This window comes from Viridibacillus arenosi, from assembly GCF_001955655.1.
GTDB lineage: Bacteria > Bacillota > Bacilli > Bacillales_A > Planococcaceae > Viridibacillus > Viridibacillus arenosi.
This window is the reverse complement of sequence record NZ_MSPW01000010.1, coordinates 107203-124332: the sequence shown is the minus strand read 5'-3', so window position 1 is coordinate 124332 and position 17130 is coordinate 107203. Positions and strand designations below refer to the sequence as shown.

The window sequence follows — 17130 nt, the reverse complement described above, 5'->3', positions numbered from 1 at the left end:
AATAGTGTGTATTTTACTATTTTAGTATAGCAGAAGAGTCTGATTTTATTTTAAATATCGACGTGCAGACACTAGTTCATTTTGATAAGGCTGAGTTTGTAATGATTGAATTTCTAAACTTCGATTATAGTTAGGTGAATGGATTATTTGTCCTTTACCAATATACATGGCAACGTGATGGATTTTACCTTTGCCATTATTATTGGCAAAAAATAATAAATCACCTGGTTTTAAATTCTTTAAAGAAACGGGCTTGCCATGTACTGCTTGAACTGATGAATCACGCGGGATTAATATACCATGTTGTTTGTAAATACTATAAACAAATCCAGAACAATCAAAACCATAAGCTGAAATGCCACCCCATAAATAAGGAAGACCGAGAAATTCTTTACCTGTTTTAATGATGTCCTTTGCAGTAGGGTTTGGGATGCTAGAATAATTACGATATTTATAAGCTGTTGATTTTTTTATATAACGGTTTTTACCCGTAGGTGTTTGGATTACATACCATCTTTTTGTTTCATCTATGATTGGTAGAATTGTATTGAAGCTAATTTGCAAAGATTTCTTTCTGTTTTTAGTCGAAGTATATAGATTTGCTACTTTTTCTTTTACGATAACAATATTGCAATTAGAAGTGTCCTTTTTTGATGTGATAATGTGCGAAGCAGGAACCCATCCTCTATAACCTTGCATACTTTTTGGAGAAAACTGATCAATAACAGCAATTTTCAGCCAACCCTTTTGTTTTTCTATTAATTTCACCTCTTGGCCATATAATGCTTGGGTATCAATACGTCCTAATGTATTTAGTTTTTGGTAATAAGATAAGCTTTGGTTCCATAAGCTTACATTAGCGTTTTTCTGTAAAATAAGCTTATCCATAGGACGTACTTGAACAGGTGATGTCCATAATGTAGTAACGGGAACGTTAACAATGTATTTTGTTTTATTTACTGCATGAATACAAGTCTTACTTTTGTCTAGTGTAACTGCATTAGCTTCTTTTAATTGAGGCGATATAAAGCTATAGGAGAAGATAAAACAAATAAATGCAAATAGGTATTTTTTCAAATTAGGACTCCTTTGTAATTAGTGAACGCACCTTTTTTTTGCATTATATCATTAAAATGTAAATTTAATAATCTATTTATCTTACTTATTGGAGAATAGCTAATTAAAAGCCTTTCAATCTATTAAATGTTACAATGGAAGGACATATATACGTATTGAAGGGGGTAGGTGAATGTTTGAAGAAGCACAACATCTGCTAGGAAAATATTTTGGTTATGACGATTTTCGCGAGGGACAAGCACAGATAGTTTCGAATGTTTTAGAACAGAAATCGAGCTTGTGTGTAATGCCAACAGGTGGAGGGAAATCAATTTGTTATCAAATTCCAGCTCTGTTACTAGAGGGTACAACTATTGTTGTTTCACCACTTATTTCTCTAATGCAAGACCAAGTGGATACTCTGCTTGAAGTCGGTATTTCAGCGGCGTTTATTAATAGTACATTATCTGCAAGTGAATTACGTGAAACAATGGAAAACTTACATGAAGGAAGATATCAGCTTTTATATATCGCTCCTGAACGACTAGAATCGCCTCAGTTTTTGTCTGAGCTAAAGAATATACGAGTGCCATTAATCGCTGTAGATGAAGCGCATTGTATTTCACAATGGGGACATGATTTCCGTCCGAGCTATCGTGCTATTAATCGATTGTTGACTGTTTTTGAAGAGAAACCCGTTGTCTTAGCACTAACAGCAACTGCGACACCAGAAGTAAGGGAAGACATTTGTCGCATCTTACAAATAACGGATGCAAATACTGTCATTACTGGATTTGCCCGTAGTAATCTTTCTTTTTCAGTTGTTTTAGGACAAGACAAAGACCGTTACATTAAAGACTTTGTAAAACAAAATATTAATGAAGTCGGTATTATATACGCAGCAACAAGGAAAGCAGTGGATCATGTATATGATGTGTTGATGAAAGCTGGTATTTCCGTCGCAAAATATCATGCAGGTTTACCAGAGGCTTTCCGTCAACAGGAACAAACGCGTTTCCTAAAAGACGAAGCACAAGTAATGGTTGCAACAAATGCCTTTGGTATGGGTATCGATAAATCCAACGTCAGATATGTTATTCATTATCAATTGCCGAAGAATATGGAAAGTTATTATCAGGAAGCAGGGAGGGCAGGTCGTGATGGGTTACAGAGTGAATGTGTTGTTTTATATGCCTCTCAAGATGTGCAAACACAACGCTTTTTAATCGACCAATCACAGGACCGTGAACGTATTCCTGGAGAACTTGCTAAATTACAAGGAATGGCTGATTATTGCCATACTGAGCAATGCTTACAGCAGTATATTGTGAAATATTTCGGTGAAGAAAATGCGGAAGTTTGTGGAAAGTGTGCAAATTGCAAAGACGATCGAGAGATTTTTGATGTTACTGAAGATGTTCAAAAGGTACTAAGTTGTGTAATCCGTATGGGTCAGAAATTCGGTAAAACAATGATTGCTCAAGTATTAATCGGATCACAAAATCAAAAAGTCATCAGCTTTGGTTTAAATAGGCTTTCAACATATGGCATTATGAAAAATATGACAGTTAAAGAAGTATCCAATTTCATAGAGTTCATGATTGCTGAGGATTTATTATCTGTGAAACAGGGAAACATGCCGACTATTTTCGTTTCAGAAAAAGGTAAAGATGTACTGCTTGGTAAAGTAAAAGTGCAACGTAAAGGTGTTGTTGTCACAAGACAAATTGCTGAAAACGATCCATTATTTGAAGAACTACGTAAAATTCGAAAACAATTGGCAGATGAAGCAAATGTACCTCCATTTGTTATTTTCTCCGATAAATCATTGCAAGATATGTGTGCAAAACGACCAAAAACTGCAAACGAGTTTTTAGAAGTAAACGGCGTAGGAGCAAACAAGCTAGAGAAATATGGTACTGCTTTTATGGATGTAATTATTAATTTTGAAGTAAATGTGTAATGATGTAGAAAAAGAAGTGTCCTGGAAAAGGGCTCTTCTTTTTTGTGTTTTAATGCAAGCTCTCCAATTATAAAGGAATTATTTGCTGTCAATTAATAGACAAATTATGTGTTAAAATTGAATTAACATAGTAGAAGTAAGATGTCTGACCTTATAAAATAAATAAAGATAATACATCAATAGCCCATACACATCTTTGGCTTGGGTGGTGCATTTAATATAATAAAAGGAGTTTTTTCATGATGGATCAGAAAATTATATTTTACGTTGAAAAACTTCAAGAGGAAGTAATGTATGCTGTTGCTTCTGGAGCAGATTCAAATTTATACGATTTTGCATGTGAAATGCTAGAAAGTGAACCTGAAGAAAACAAAAATGCAATTTGCCAAGCTTATGAAGTAGTAAAACATGCTCTAATTGGTTAAAATACTGCCTATTGCAAAGGCATTTTATATAGATTTAAACAGATTCTTCTAGAATGGAAGGATCTGTTTTTTTTTATTGTATTGTTAATCAATCAATAGAGAAAAATAAGTATAATATGCAATTCTATTCAATAAATACATCTAAATTAGTGTAAAATCGGATAATATAACCTAGAAAATCATGTTATTTAAGTCATATAAGAATATTTTTTTGATAAATCGATAGATATTTACTATAATGATAGAGAAAACATTGTTTATAAATCCTTGTCTTTATCGGATTAGTTTTTAAGTAGAAAAAGAGGAGGGTTACTTTAATGGGAATTACAATTTTTGCAATCATATCTTTAGTAGTTATCAATACTGTTATCTCTATTATTATGAGTAATACAATCGCAGATTAATTCAATTAATCATTGAAGCGGGCTCTTCTTTAAAAGAAGAGCCCGCTTTTTTTTGTTTTTTTCACCAATGGAGTAATTAATATAAAAATCTATATAAATATGCTGAAAATAACTGAATTATATAATAATTATTTTCATGGTGTTAAAATCATTTTTCCTTGCATAGGCTTTGTTATGAAATTATTTTATAAAATTTCTCACATAGTCAAGACTAATCATTTCGAAATCGTTCATCTTTTTAATAGAAATAGTCTTTGAATTAGTGAGAACAAGGGGGATGGGCTTATGCTGCAAAGGAAAGGTTGGAAAGTTCTGTTGTTAGTCGTTTTTTGCGCCATTTTTATGGTTGCATGTTCTAATGACAAGAAAGAAACAAATAGTAGTGAAGGCAAAGGGGAGAAAGAGCCAACTACTGAAAAGAAAGAAGAACTGGTTGTCGCAGTAAATGAAAACTTCATTACAATGGATCCTCATAATACAGGGGATACAAATTCTAACTCAGTACAATCTGCTATGTTAGAAGGCTTGCTAGGTTTTGATGATGAAGGTCAAATCATAAATGTTCTAGCTGAAGACTATTCAGTAAGTGAAGACGCACTTGTTTATACTTTTAAATTACATCAAGGTATTAAATTCCATGATGGAGAAGATTTTAATGCTGAAGCAGTTAAAGTGAATTTTGAACGGATAATGAAAGACAAGAGTTTACGATTAAATTCACGTGGTTTTAGCTTAATTAAAAAAATTGAAACACCAAGTGAATACGAAATAATAATTACTTTAAAGGAAACATATAGCCCGATGCTCACTCGTTTTGGAGTAGCTAAAATTATTAGCCCTAAATTAGTGAAGGAAAATCTGGCAGATATTCCAAAAAAACCTGTAGGTACTGGCGCTTTTAAATTTGTTGAGTGGGTTCAAGGTGATCATTTATCAATAGAAAGATTTGATGATTATTGGGGAAAAGGTGAACGAGTTAAGAAAATCATCTTTAAACCAGTACCTGAAAATGGATCACGTGTAGCGATGTTAAAAACGGGAGAGGCGGGAGTTATTTATCCTGTACCATCTCAAAATATTAAGGAAGTTGAAGGGAATAAAGATATCCAAGTAAACAAAATTCCTTCAACGATCGCACGATATGTATCAATAAATACTTATAAAAAGCCTTTTAATGATGTAAGAGTACGACAAGCATTTAACTATGCAGTGGATAAAGATGCATTTATAAAAGTCGTAAATTTTGGATTAGGTCTTCCGTTAGATTCAATTATTCCATCTAAAACTATCTACTATAAACAACAAGAAGCATATAAACAAAACATTAATAAAGCAAAAGAATTATTAAAAGAAGCTGGCTATGCTGATGGCTTTGAAGCCGAGATTTGGGGTAACACAAACTCTGACACGATGAAAGGTATGCAATTCATCCAACAACAGTTAAAACAAATTGGCGTAAAAGTAGAAATTAAGTCAATGGAAGAAGGAACTCTTTCAGATGAAATCTATGGAGCGCAAACGCCTGACGATTCAAAACTACAAATGTGGTATGTGAGTTGGTCTTCATATGCTTCAGATATTACAAATGCAACAAAACCATTATTCCATAGCTCTTCTTTCCCACCGAACGGTGCAAATACAGCCTATTATAACAATAAAGACGTGGATAAATGGATGGATGAAGCCAACTCTATTTCAGATAAGGCAAAACAAGAAGAATTATACGCTAAAATCCAAGAAACCGTTTATAAAGATGCACCATGGATCTTCCTAGGAGTCGATGAAATTGTGTATGGTGTTCGATCTGATGTAGAGGGCGTTGTCGTAGATCCACCTGGAGGATTAAATGTAAAAGATGCTAATTTTAAATAATTACTGTAGATAGTAGGTAAGAGGCTGAAACAAATTTCAGCTTCTTGCTTTATCAAAAATGGCTAGATTAATAACTTATAGAATTTTCACGGCATTCACCTTTTAAATGGAGGGAGAACAAATGCTTCGATATATCATAAAACGAGTGTTAGAAATATTACCAATAATTATTGTAGTTTCGATACTGTCTTTCTTGTTTATTCACTTTATTCCTGGTGACCCTGCACGGTTAGTTGCAGGTAAGGATGCGACATTAGAAGATGTCCAAAATGTGCGAGAAGAGTTAGGTTTAAATGATCCTATATGGAAACAATACATTTCTTATATGGGAAATTTGTTGCAAGGTAATTTAGGTACATCATTAAAGACGGGTTTACCAGTCTCCGATATGTTTACATCGCGCTTCATGCCATCCATTTATTTAACATTTTTTGCGATGATTTGGGCGACTATTATTGGTTTATTGATAGGAACGTTATCAGCTGTATTTAAAAACAAATGGCCTGATTATTTAGGAATGGTAACAGCAGTATCTGGTATTTCATTGCCGGGGTTTTGGCTAGGGTTACTGTTGATTCAATTGTTTTCTGTACAACTAGGTATTCTCCCAACTGGTGGATCAGAAGGCTTCAAAAGTTATATTCTGCCTTCATTGACGTTAGGTGCAGGTATTATGTCGATGATTGCTAGATTTACAAGATCATCTTTGTTAGAAACATTGCAGACAGACTATATACGAACTGGCCGTGCTAAAGGATTGAAGGAATCAGTTGTCATTATACAACATGCATTAAGAAATTCTTTAATACCTGTTGTAACGATTGCAGGCTTACAATTTGGATTCCTTTTAGGTGGATCAGTTGTTGTTGAGACTGTCTTTAGTTTCCCTGGAATGGGCCGTTTACTCATCGATTCAATTGCATTTCGGGATTATCCAGTGATTCAGTCAGCACTTCTCTTGTTTGCGATTGAGTTTATTATCGTCAATTTAGTAGTAGATATATTATACAGCGTTCTAAATCCAAAAATTCAAGTTCAGTCCTAAAGGAGGGTATTTATGAATAGCGTTTCAATAGGCAAAAATGAAAAAACAGTGATTATGCAACCAAAATACTCTCCAGTCAAAGAATTTTGGAAAAACTTTAGAAAGCAAAAAGTAGCATTTATCGCTAGTGTTTTTGTTTTATTACTAATTGTTGTAGCAATCTTAGCACCTTATATCGTACCTTTCGATCCATATAAACCAAATTATGATGCCTTGTTAGAACCTCCTAGTAAATCACATCTAGCAGGAACTGATGAATATGGCAGAGATATATTAAGTCGACTAATCATGGGAACGAGAATCTCATTGAGCGTTAGCTTCGCATCGGTTTTTTTAGGGATGATTTTAGGAACCATTTTAGGCTTAATGAGTGGCTATTTTGGTGGTTGGTTGGATCGCATAATAATGCGTTCAAGTGATGTCTTGTTTTCTTTTCCAGACTTGCTTTTAGCAATTGCTATTGTGGCAATTCTAGGACCTGGTTTAAATAATGTGATTATCGCAGTAACGGTTTTTGGTATACCTTCATTTGCTAGACTCGTCCGTGGGGCCACTTTAGAGGCCAAAGAAAACACTTATGTGGAAGCAGCAAAATCAATGGGGGCACCACATCGTCGTATTATGTATAAACATATTTTTCCGGAAACTGTAAGTAGCCTTATCATTTTCGTGACAATGCGAATAGGTACAGCGATTTTAGCAGCTTCAAGTTTAAGTTTTTTAGGCTTAGGTGCTAGTCCTGAAACACCTGAGTGGGGAGTAATGTTAAGTACAGGAAGAGATTATTTAGGCACAGCTTCACATGTAGTAATTGTACCTGGGATTGCCATCTTTTTAACTGTTCTTGCTTTTAATTTAATAGGTGATGGATTACGAGATGTATTAGATCCGAAAACGAAGAACGATTAAGGGGAATCAGGATATGACTAAAAAACTACTTCAGGTTGAAGAATTACAAACTGAATTTACGAGGGATAAGCAGAAGACGAGAATATTGCATGGAGTTAACTTTCACATCAATGAAGGTGAAGTGTTAGGTCTTGTTGGTGAATCTGGCTGTGGAAAAAGTTTAACATCGTTATCCATTATGCGTTTGTTTCAAGGGACTACAGGTGAAATCACTAATGGAAATATTTATTTCAATGACTCGAATTTAGTCAATCTATCAGACTATGAAATGCGTAAATTGCGCGGCAAGCAAATGGCGATGATTTTCCAAGATCCGATGACTTCATTAAATCCAGTAATGAAAATAGGAAAGCAGCTCACGGAACCAATTCGCGTGCACTTAAAGTTAAGTAAAAGTGAAGCTAGAGTACATGCGATTGCAATGCTCACTAAAGTAGGGATTGCAAGGCCAGATGAAATTGTAGATGAATATCCTCATCAACTTTCTGGAGGAATGAGACAACGTGTGATGATTGCTATGGCGATGTCATGTAATCCAAATCTACTTATTGCAGACGAGCCTACGACTGCTCTCGATGTAACAATTCAAGCACAAATATTGGAACTTATGAAAAAGCTTCAAAAAGATGAAAAAATGTCAATCCTTTTAATCACACATGATTTAGGTGTAGTAGCTGAGATGTGTGACAGAGTAGTTGTCATGTATGCAGGTAAAGTTGTAGAAGAGGCATCTGTTTACGAATTATTCGAAAATCCGAAGCATCCATATAGTAAAGGTTTAATTGCATCTGTTCCAAAATTAGGCGAGAAAAAAGATAAATTAGATTCTATAAAAGGAAACGTACCAAATCCATCTAATATGCCAAAAGGTTGTAAGTTTGCTCCTAGATGCAATATGGCGATGCCCATTTGCCATGAGCAAGAACCTGCTTGTCTAGCAATAGAGAATGATAGGTTATGCAGTTGTTGGCTATATGAACTAGAAACGAGGTGAGGCGAATGTCAAATACAATATTAAAAGTTGAGAAACTAAAAAAATCCTTCGAGTTGTCAAATGGCTTTTTTGAGAAGAAAAAAATAATACAAGCAGTAAGTGACGTGTCATTTGAAATTCAAAAAGGCGAGACATTTAGCCTTGTTGGCGAAAGTGGTTGTGGTAAATCGACAACAGGTCGTCTCATCTCTAGATTATTAGAACCTACTGAAGGATCTATTTGGATTGATGGAATGGAAGTTTCAAATAAAAAAGAATCGCAATTAAAGCAGATGAGGCAATCGGTTCAAATGATTTTCCAAGACCCTTATGCCTCATTGAATCCACGCATGAAAGTGAAAGAAATTATAGCTGAACCGCTGATTATTCATACTAATCTATCGACTAGTGAGCGTCAGAAAAAGGTGTTAGAAATACTAGAAGTTGTAGGGTTAAGTGAGTATCACGCTGAAAGATATGCTCATGAGTTTAGTGGTGGACAAAGACAAAGAATTGGTATTGCTCGTGCTTTAATTATGAAGCCACAGCTCATTATTGCCGACGAACCTGTTTCTGCCTTGGACGTATCTATCCAATCTCAAATATTAAATCTATTAAAAGATTTACAAAGAGAGTATGGCATTTCTTATTTATTTATCTCACATGACTTAAGTGTTGTTGAACATATAAGTGACAATATAGGTGTCATGTATTTAGGTGCAATCGTAGAATCAGGGCCTAAAGACAACGTTTTTGCAAATCCTCAACATCCGTACACGAAAGCATTATTATCTTCTGTACCAGTTGCAAACCCTAGATTAAGAAAAGAGAAAATCATTCTAAAAGGGGATATACCAAGTCCGAAAAACCCTCCATCAGGGTGTACATTCCATACAAGATGTCCTTTTGCCATGGATGTTTGTAAGAAAGAGAAGCCAAAAAGACAACAGCTTCAAGAAGAAAATCATTTTGCATCTTGCCATTTGTTAGACCAATAAATTGAAGAGGTGATCGATATGAAAGTTGGATTAAGTACTTACAGCTTAGTAAAGAAAATGCGAGCAGGAAACATGGATGTATTAGACGTCATTCAATGGGTTGCAGATAATGGTGGAGAGCACGTCGAACTTGTTCCTTATGAATTTACAGTTGTAGATAATCCGGAACTTGCTGATCAAATTAAAGAGAAGGCGCAACAACTTGGACTTGAATTATCAGCGTATTCTTTACCTGCAAATTTTGTTCAAGAGACGGATGAGGAATTTTATGCAGAGGTAGAACGATTAAAGAGACATGTTGATATTGTGAATCGAATGGGCATTAACATCATGCGACATGATGTTACAGCCTTTACGTTACCAAAAGAGGATATGACAATACATTATTTTAATGAACACTTCGATAAACTTGTAAAAGGAAGCCAACTCCTCGCAGATTATGCAGCACAATTTGGTATTACAACAACGATTGAAAATCATGGTTTTAATGTTCAAACGAGTGATCGCGTGCAACAAGTTATTCATGCTGTAAATAGACCGAATTTTAAAACAACATTAGATGTAGGGAATTTCCTATGTATAGATGAAGAACCATTAGTAGGGGTAAAGAAAAATATCCAGTACGCTGCTACAGTGCATTTTAAAGATTTTTATACTAGACCTTATTTTGAAAATCCAGGAGCAGGCGAATGGTTTAGAACAGTAAACGATAATTACATCCGTGGTGCAATTGTAGGACATGGCGACATTAATATTCGTGAAATCATGAACATTGTTAAGTCTTCAGGATATGACGGTTATCTTACCATTGAATTTGAAGGCATGGAAGATTGCGAAGTTGGCTCGAAAATTGGGATGGATAATGTTAAACGATTATGGCATGAGGCAAATTGCTAAAAGATAAACCTTATCAAAAGGAGCTGGAATTATGTCGAAAATAAATGTTTGTGTAATAGGAACAGGTACAATTTCTGATCATCATTTTAAAGCGTATGCAAATAATCCAGATGTCACGATATATGGTGTTTATGATTATGTGTATGAAAGAGCGCAAAAAAAGGCTGAACAATATGATGCAAAAAAGGTATTTAAAAGTTTAGAAGAGTTATTTTCAGATACGAATGTTGACGCGGTCAGCATCTGTACTTGGAATAAAACGCATGCTGAAATTGCGATTGAAGCATTAAAACATGATTTACACATCTTAGTCGAGAAGCCTTTATGTATGACAGTAGAAGAAGCCTATGCGATTCAAGAAGAAGCCGATAAGCATAACAAAGTATTTCAGGTAGGATTTGTGAGACGATTTGGTACGAACACAAAAGTATTAAAGTCCTTTATTGATGCTGGAAAGCTAGGCGAAATCTATTATGCTAAGGCGACTTATACGAGACGCCTAGGAAACCCTGGTGGTTGGTTTGTAGATGTCAATAAGTCCGGAGGGGGCCCTTTAATTGACATCGGGGTGCACATCATCGATATTTGCTGGTATTTGATGGGCAGACCAAAAGTAAAATCAATCTCTGGCAATACGTACAACCATTTAGGTAATCGAAAAAATGTAAAGAATCTAAGTTTTTATAAAACAGCGGATTATGATCAAACAGAAAATACTGTGGAAGATTTAGCAAATGCATTGATTACATTTGAAAATGGTGCCTCTTTATTAGTCGATGTGTCGTATACTTTACATGCAAAAGACGATGAATTAGGCGTAAAACTATTTGGAACAAAAGGAGGGGCAGAATTAGAACCAGAACTAGTTATTATCAGCGAAGAAAACGATACGATTTTGAATATGCAACCTCAAATTGATCACTTAACTTTTGATTTCCAAAATGCTTTTCAAAATGAAATCAATTCATTTATTGAAAGCTGTGTAACAGGCGTAGTTTCACAAGCACCTGTTGAAGATGGAGTTGAGATTATGAAAATTCTAGAAGGCATTTATAAAGCGGCAGAAACAAAAAGTGAGGTGCGCTACTAATATGACATCAACCTTACAACTATCCAATAAAATTGGTGTTATAGTGGATAGCTTTGGATTACCCCTCTATGAAGGTTTAAAAAAAGCAAAAGAAATTGGAGCGGACGGTGTTCAAATCTATGCCGTTTCGGGCGAAATGGCACCAGAGAATATGTCTACATCAGCTCGAAAAGAATTAAGAAATTATTTAACATCAATAGATTTAGACATATCCGCTTTATGCGGTGATTTAGGGGGGCACGGTTTTCAAAACAAACAAGACAATGCGCTCAAAGTCGAACAATCAAAAAGAATACTAGATATGGCAGTTGAACTTGGTACTAATATTGTGACAACACATATAGGTATCATCCCAGAAGATCCAAATAGTGAAATTTACTACGCATTACAGCAAGCATGTGAGGAGCTAGGACAATACGCGAAAAGTCTAGATGCTTACTTTGCAATTGAAACAGGACCTGAAAAAGCTGTGACTTTAAAGCAGTTTTTAGATAGTCTAAGTACCAATGGTGTATCAGTAAATTTTGACCCAGCCAATATGGTTATGGTAACAGGAGATGATCCGGTTACAGGGGTGGAAATTCTACAAGACTATATTGTTCATACCCATGTGAAGGATGGCGTGCAGTTAAAAAAGACGGACCCAAGAGATGTCTATGGTTTTGTAGGATACGGAGATGGGGTAGATCATCGTAAAATTGCTGAAATGGTAGCTGCTGGAGAATTTTTCAGGGAACTTCCATTAGGCAAGGGAGATGTTAATTTTGACCTCTATTTTAAAGCACTTCAAGCAGTTAACTATACAGGCTATTTAACTATTGAGAGAGAAGTAAAGGATGCTCCTGAAGCAGATATCTCTCAAGCTGTAGAATTTGTCCGCAAATATAAGCTATAAAGTGATTTTTCTAGTAATTTCCATTACTATGAACATAAGGAATGTTTCTCACGAATTTTACTTTTGAACAGGGAAGTGTGTCTTATGGAAAAGCAAGATCAATTATTGATGAAAAAACAAAATAGATTATTAGTTTTAGAATTAATAAGAGCTATGTCACCTATCTCTCGCATACAACTTTCCAAAGTAACGAAGATGAGTCCAACTTCGATTACTCGAATTGTTCAAGAGCTACAAGAAGAAGGTTTTGTTCGGGAATCACTTATAGAATCAACAAGTATCGGAAGAAAGCCAACATTGTTAGAGTTATGTCCAGATGTCTTATATACAGTAGGTGTGGAACTAGATCGTCGAATAGTTAGAGTGGGCTTAGTCGATTTTCTAGGAGAGCTTGTAGACTTTAAACTTTTCCAGAGAAAATCACAAGAGAGTTATAAAGAAACGTTAAATAATATCCAAGAAAAAACTGTACAAATCATTAATGAAAACCATATTGAGATGAAAAAAGTGATTGGTTTAGGGGTAGGATTACCAGGTTCTATTGATTATGAAAAAGGTATCGTTAAAATTTCCGAGCAACTGCAGTGGGAAAATATCCCACTGGCAGACGATTTAAAGGAATTAACGACTCATAATATCATTATTGATAACGAGCTTAAGATGAAAATAATAGCTGAAAATACAATAGGGCAATCAATAGACTCTGATAATTGTATTTTACTAGGCATTGGATCAGGCATAGGTGCAGCCATATTACTTCATGGTGAAGTACACCGTGGCACTTCAAATAATGCTGGAGAAATTGGTCATACAGTGATCGATCCTAATGGCGTAATATGCCATTGTGGAAAAGTAGGTTGCTTATCAACGTATATTTCTGAAAGTGCCATTATTGCTGATGCCAATAAAGTAAAACCAATCAATTCTATAGAAGAAGTGTATGATGCCTATCGTTCAAAGGAGACATGGGCATGTAATATAATGGACCGTGTAACTACGTATATAGCGCTTGCTGTTAGTAATATGGCTTGTTTGTATGAACCAGAGTATATCATTTTAAGTGGGCATTTAATTGATGAGCTACCGGGGATAGGCAAATTTATAGAAGAAAAATGTGACCGTTATATATGGCAGTCCATTCGTCAAAATCTTAAAATTGTATACTCAAAGCTTGGTAGTGAAGGAGTTGTAAGGGGAGCTGCTATACAAGCTCAAAAGGTCTTACTCGATTTATAAGTTTAAGAATATCTTTGTAAGGTGGATGATTGCTAATGACTTATGATATTTTGATAAAAGAATATCGAGCAAATATGCTTGAAAATACTCATACAGGTATAATTTGCGGCGTAAATGACCAGCAGCAAACTGCGTTTCATATCGGTGATACGGAGCAATATGTTTTCTTACGTTCGGCAGCTAAACCGATACAAGCAATTCCTGTATTTATGACGAATATTATCGAAAAGTATCAATTGACTGAACAAGAAAGTGCTTTGTTTATGGCATCTCATAGAGGAGAATCTTATCAAGTAGATGCATTAGAGAGTATGCTGTCAAAACTACCTGTAAAAGAAGAGGAGCTTTATTGTGCTCCTTCTTATCCATTAAATAAAAGTCCACAACAGCAAGTCATTAGAGAAGGTAAAGAAAAGCGTAAATTGTATCACAATTGTGCGGGCAAACATATGGGCTTTATCACGGTTTGTCGAGAATTAGGTTACTCTGTTGATGAGTATTGGAAGCCAGATCATCCTCTACAACAGCAAATTCTACATATACTTGCCAAACTATCAAATATGGCAGTTGATCAAATTAAAACTGGTATTGATGGTTGTGGAGTTCCGGTATTTGCAATTCCTCTTAAAAATATGGCCATTTGTTTTCTCAAATTAGGTTGTCCAGATTTGATTGACGATATCGAAATAAGAAAAGCGGTAGTTAAACTAACTGCAGCTATGAACCGACATTATAATATGATTGCATCAGAAAACTTCATATGTAGTACGCTATTGAAAAGTTCAAATATTGTAGCAAAAGGAGGAGCACAGGGAGTTTATTGCTTTGCTTTAAAAGAGGAAAGAATCAGTATTGCGCTAAAGGTGATGAATGGTTCAGAAGATGTGTGGCCTAATATAATTGCTTCAATTTTAGAGCAGATAAATTATAAAGATAAGAACATGATCCAGTACTTAAAAGAATTACGACCTCCTTACATTAAGAATGATGCTGGAGAACTCGTTGGCCATATCGAAGAAGCATTTGTAGTTAACCATTTCAAGTTTATATAACTGTTAAATAAAAAAGCGATAGGAGACAGCATCTCATATCGCTTTTAATCATGTTATTTTCGTGTTTTCCATTCTGCAACGATAAAGAAGATAATGAAGAAGGCAAATGCGATGACGAAAAACCATCCCGGTAAGCTACCAAAGGACATGAGGACACCTCCAAGTGCGAAAAGTACAATTATATAGTATAAGCATACCATAAATCGGCTGAATATCACTTCACAGCAGTCCATCCAAGATTTTATGCAATTTTAAATTTTATCATTGATTAAATACGAAAAGGTAGAGTTATAGAATCAACTCTACCTTTTTTTGTAACATTATTATTACTAAATACTAGACAAGTACCAACTAATTCAACTTAGCAAACGATACTAAATCGCCTTTATCACAAGATTGAAACCCTTGTTTTTCATAAAAATGTCTTACATCAGGAGCTTCTTCAGTTAATAGTACTTTTTGACGAACACTTTCATATCTATTTAGTACATCTTGTATTAATTGAGAAGCAATTCCTTTGTTTTGATACTCTTTTAACACAAGTATGTCCTGAATATAAATTATCGTTAAACCATCACCAACTATACGAATTAACCCCACTAAGTTGTGATCATCCCAAGCAGATACGACCTCTAAAGATTGAAGTAATGCTTGTTGAAGCAATGCTATATCTTTTGTATAAGCAGTCCAACCAACATCGTTATATAAATTTTTTAATTGTTCATTACCGATAGTTTTACTATTTTTAAATGTTAATTCCATTTATTATCCTCCTCAAAATTTTATTTTGAAGAGTTACTTCTTAATTTATCCACTGTCTTATACCTCCTTTCAAAATTATTTACTTTCAGTATTTGGTTAATCAATATATATCTTTTTAAGGAATATTTTCCATATCAATTATATCAGATTTTTTAAATAATTGTTAAAAACGATGAATTTTTGTATATAAATTTTTTAGTAAATATGAAAAGCTTTCACTAATAAAAGCAGTTAAGATTGACTTGCGTTTATAAATCACTTTATTATTCAGTTACAATTTCTCAAAAAAATATGCGCTTTTCTCGCACATTCCAGTGAAAATCGTTTAAAATAGGAGAATGTAATCTATTTACGTATTTATTAAGGATTTTCTAATAAGAGAGGTTGTTTATACCATGTTACATTTAAAATGGAAAGACGCACCAACGATTAAAACAGTTACTTGTAAACAAACAGATGCAAAGAAATACCTTGTATCAAATGTACTAACAGTTGGAAAAGAATATGAAGTGAAAAATGAAACAGAAGAATTCATTTTTGTTATCGATAATTCAGGAAATATTGGTGGCTTCTACAAAGAATACTTCGAATAAGTAGTAGTATTAAACAAAAACGGCTTCCGCAAAAATATGCGAAAGCCGTTTTTTATCATATGTAAGCTCAACAAGGAGGAACTAGACATGCATGATTTAGTTGAAAAGATTAAGAATGAGCGTCTTGCTCGTGTTTATAGCGAAGAACAGGCATTACTTATTGGAAATGGTGGCTACATTTCACCAGACCCGACGTTGTGGCAAGATGTATTGATCAGTGTTGCTTTGCAAAAACCAGTGCTATTAAAAGGGCCAGCGGGTTCAGGTAAAACGAAGTTAGCTGAATCGGTGTCTGCTTATTTTGGACAGCCTATGCATAGTATCAACTGCTCGGTTGATTTAGATGCTGAAAGCTTACTTGGCTTTAAGACAATCGTGCAAAAGGATGGAGAAACAGTAATTGAGTTTGTGGAAGGACCTGTTGTTAAGGCGATGAAGGAAGGGCACTTACTGTATATTGATGAAATCAATATGGCAAAGGCGGAGACATTACCGATTTTACACAGTGTTCTTGATTATCGACGTATGTTAACAAATCCGTTTACGGGAGAAGTAATTGAAGCTCATCCACATTTTAATGTAATATCGGCTATTAACGAAGGCTATATCGGAACAGCACCGATGAATGAGGCACTGAAGAACCGTTTTATTTCCTACAGCATTCCATACTTAGCTGGTGAGCAGCTTAAGAATTTATGGGAAAGTGCTTTCCCAAATGCACCACAAGGTTTGAAAAACGTCATGTACAATTTAGCTGAGGATTTGAAGGGGCAGGTGCAAAATGGCTTGCTAAGTGAAGAAGCCGCATCTATCCGTAGTTTAATGGACGCTACTGAGTTAGCTCAATATATTGAACCACTGCGCGCAATTCGCTATGCAGTTGCTGAGAAATTGGACGATGTTGGAGAACGTGAGCTCGTAATGGAATTAGCTAAAACGTGGGTGAAGTGAGGTTGATTG

16 protein-coding genes are annotated in these 17130 nt (G+C 34.9%); 14 read left to right on the top strand and 2 right to left on the bottom strand.

Going from position 1 to position 17130, the window contains the following annotated elements:
- Nucleotides 1-45 precede the first annotated feature (45 nt).
- Nucleotides 46-1077 (bottom strand): C40 family peptidase, encoded by a 1032-nt coding sequence (locus BK137_RS16770; RefSeq protein ID WP_038189541.1) that lies wholly within the window; start codon nucleotides 1075-1077, stop codon nucleotides 46-48.
- Between the two features lie 172 nt (nucleotides 1078-1249).
- Here BK137_RS16770 and recQ point away from each other — a divergent pair, with 172 nt between their 5' ends.
- The 12 genes from recQ to BK137_RS16710 all read left to right on the top strand — a co-directional run bounded on the left by recQ (nucleotide 1250) and on the right by BK137_RS16710 (nucleotide 14815).
- Nucleotides 1250-3019 carry a DNA helicase RecQ gene (gene recQ / locus BK137_RS16765; protein ID WP_038189539.1) on the top strand — a complete coding sequence of 590 codons (1770 nt, stop codon included), beginning with the start codon at nucleotides 1250-1252 and terminating at the stop codon, nucleotides 3017-3019.
- Between the two features lie 239 nt (nucleotides 3020-3258).
- Nucleotides 3259-3444, top strand: coding sequence for a hypothetical protein (locus BK137_RS16760; RefSeq protein WP_038189536.1), 186 nt, complete (start codon nucleotides 3259-3261; stop codon nucleotides 3442-3444).
- Between the two features lie 689 nt (nucleotides 3445-4133).
- Complete coding sequence (locus tag BK137_RS16755) at nucleotides 4134-5720, top strand: glutathione ABC transporter substrate-binding protein (RefSeq protein WP_038189534.1); 1587 nt, start codon at nucleotides 4134-4136, stop codon at nucleotides 5718-5720.
- 121 nt (nucleotides 5721-5841) lie between these two features.
- A complete protein-coding gene (gene nikB / locus BK137_RS16750; RefSeq protein WP_038189530.1) occupies nucleotides 5842-6765 on the top strand; it encodes a nickel ABC transporter permease in 924 nt (307 codons plus the stop codon).
- Nucleotides 6766-6819: 54 nt separating this feature from the next.
- Entirely contained in the window at nucleotides 6820-7674 is an 855-nt protein-coding gene (locus BK137_RS16745; protein WP_076065862.1) for an ABC transporter permease subunit, read from the top strand.
- A gap of 13 nt (nucleotides 7675-7687) precedes the next feature.
- A complete protein-coding gene (locus tag BK137_RS16740) occupies nucleotides 7688-8668 on the top strand; it encodes an ABC transporter ATP-binding protein (RefSeq protein WP_038189515.1) in 981 nt (326 codons plus the stop codon).
- A 5-nt stretch (nucleotides 8669-8673) separates the two neighbouring features.
- Nucleotides 8674-9645 carry an ABC transporter ATP-binding protein gene (locus BK137_RS16735; RefSeq protein ID WP_038189513.1) on the top strand — a complete coding sequence of 324 codons (972 nt, stop codon included), beginning with the start codon at nucleotides 8674-8676 and terminating at the stop codon, nucleotides 9643-9645.
- Nucleotides 9646-9663: 18 nt separating this feature from the next.
- Nucleotides 9664-10542, top strand: coding sequence for a sugar phosphate isomerase/epimerase family protein (locus tag BK137_RS16730; protein WP_038189510.1), 879 nt, complete (start codon nucleotides 9664-9666; stop codon nucleotides 10540-10542).
- A 31-nt stretch (nucleotides 10543-10573) separates the two neighbouring features.
- Complete coding sequence (locus BK137_RS16725; protein WP_038189507.1) at nucleotides 10574-11632, top strand: Gfo/Idh/MocA family protein; 1059 nt, start codon at nucleotides 10574-10576, stop codon at nucleotides 11630-11632.
- 1 nt (nucleotide 11633) lies between these two features.
- Nucleotides 11634-12527: a sugar phosphate isomerase/epimerase family protein gene (locus BK137_RS16720; RefSeq protein WP_038189505.1), complete on the top strand. Its 894-nt coding sequence runs from the start codon at nucleotides 11634-11636 to the stop codon at nucleotides 12525-12527.
- Between the two features lie 84 nt (nucleotides 12528-12611).
- Nucleotides 12612-13763 carry an ROK family transcriptional regulator gene (locus tag BK137_RS16715; protein ID WP_038189502.1) on the top strand — a complete coding sequence of 384 codons (1152 nt, stop codon included), beginning with the start codon at nucleotides 12612-12614 and terminating at the stop codon, nucleotides 13761-13763.
- 35 nt (nucleotides 13764-13798) lie between these two features.
- Complete coding sequence (locus BK137_RS16710) at nucleotides 13799-14815, top strand: asparaginase (protein ID WP_038189489.1); 1017 nt, start codon at nucleotides 13799-13801, stop codon at nucleotides 14813-14815.
- A gap of 351 nt (nucleotides 14816-15166) precedes the next feature.
- Here BK137_RS16710 and BK137_RS16705 read toward each other — a convergent pair whose 3' ends face one another.
- Nucleotides 15167-15577 (bottom strand): GNAT family N-acetyltransferase, encoded by a 411-nt coding sequence (locus tag BK137_RS16705; protein WP_038189486.1) that lies wholly within the window; start codon nucleotides 15575-15577, stop codon nucleotides 15167-15169.
- A gap of 395 nt (nucleotides 15578-15972) precedes the next feature.
- Between BK137_RS16705 and BK137_RS16700 the strand changes: the two genes are divergently transcribed.
- On the top strand, nucleotides 15973-16170 hold the full coding sequence (locus BK137_RS16700; protein WP_038189483.1) for a DUF6501 family protein: 198 nt from the start codon (nucleotides 15973-15975) through the stop codon (nucleotides 16168-16170).
- Nucleotides 16171-16257: 87 nt separating this feature from the next.
- A complete protein-coding gene (locus BK137_RS16695; RefSeq protein ID WP_038189480.1) occupies nucleotides 16258-17121 on the top strand; it encodes an ATP-binding protein in 864 nt (287 codons plus the stop codon).
- Nucleotides 17122-17130 lie beyond the last annotated feature (9 nt).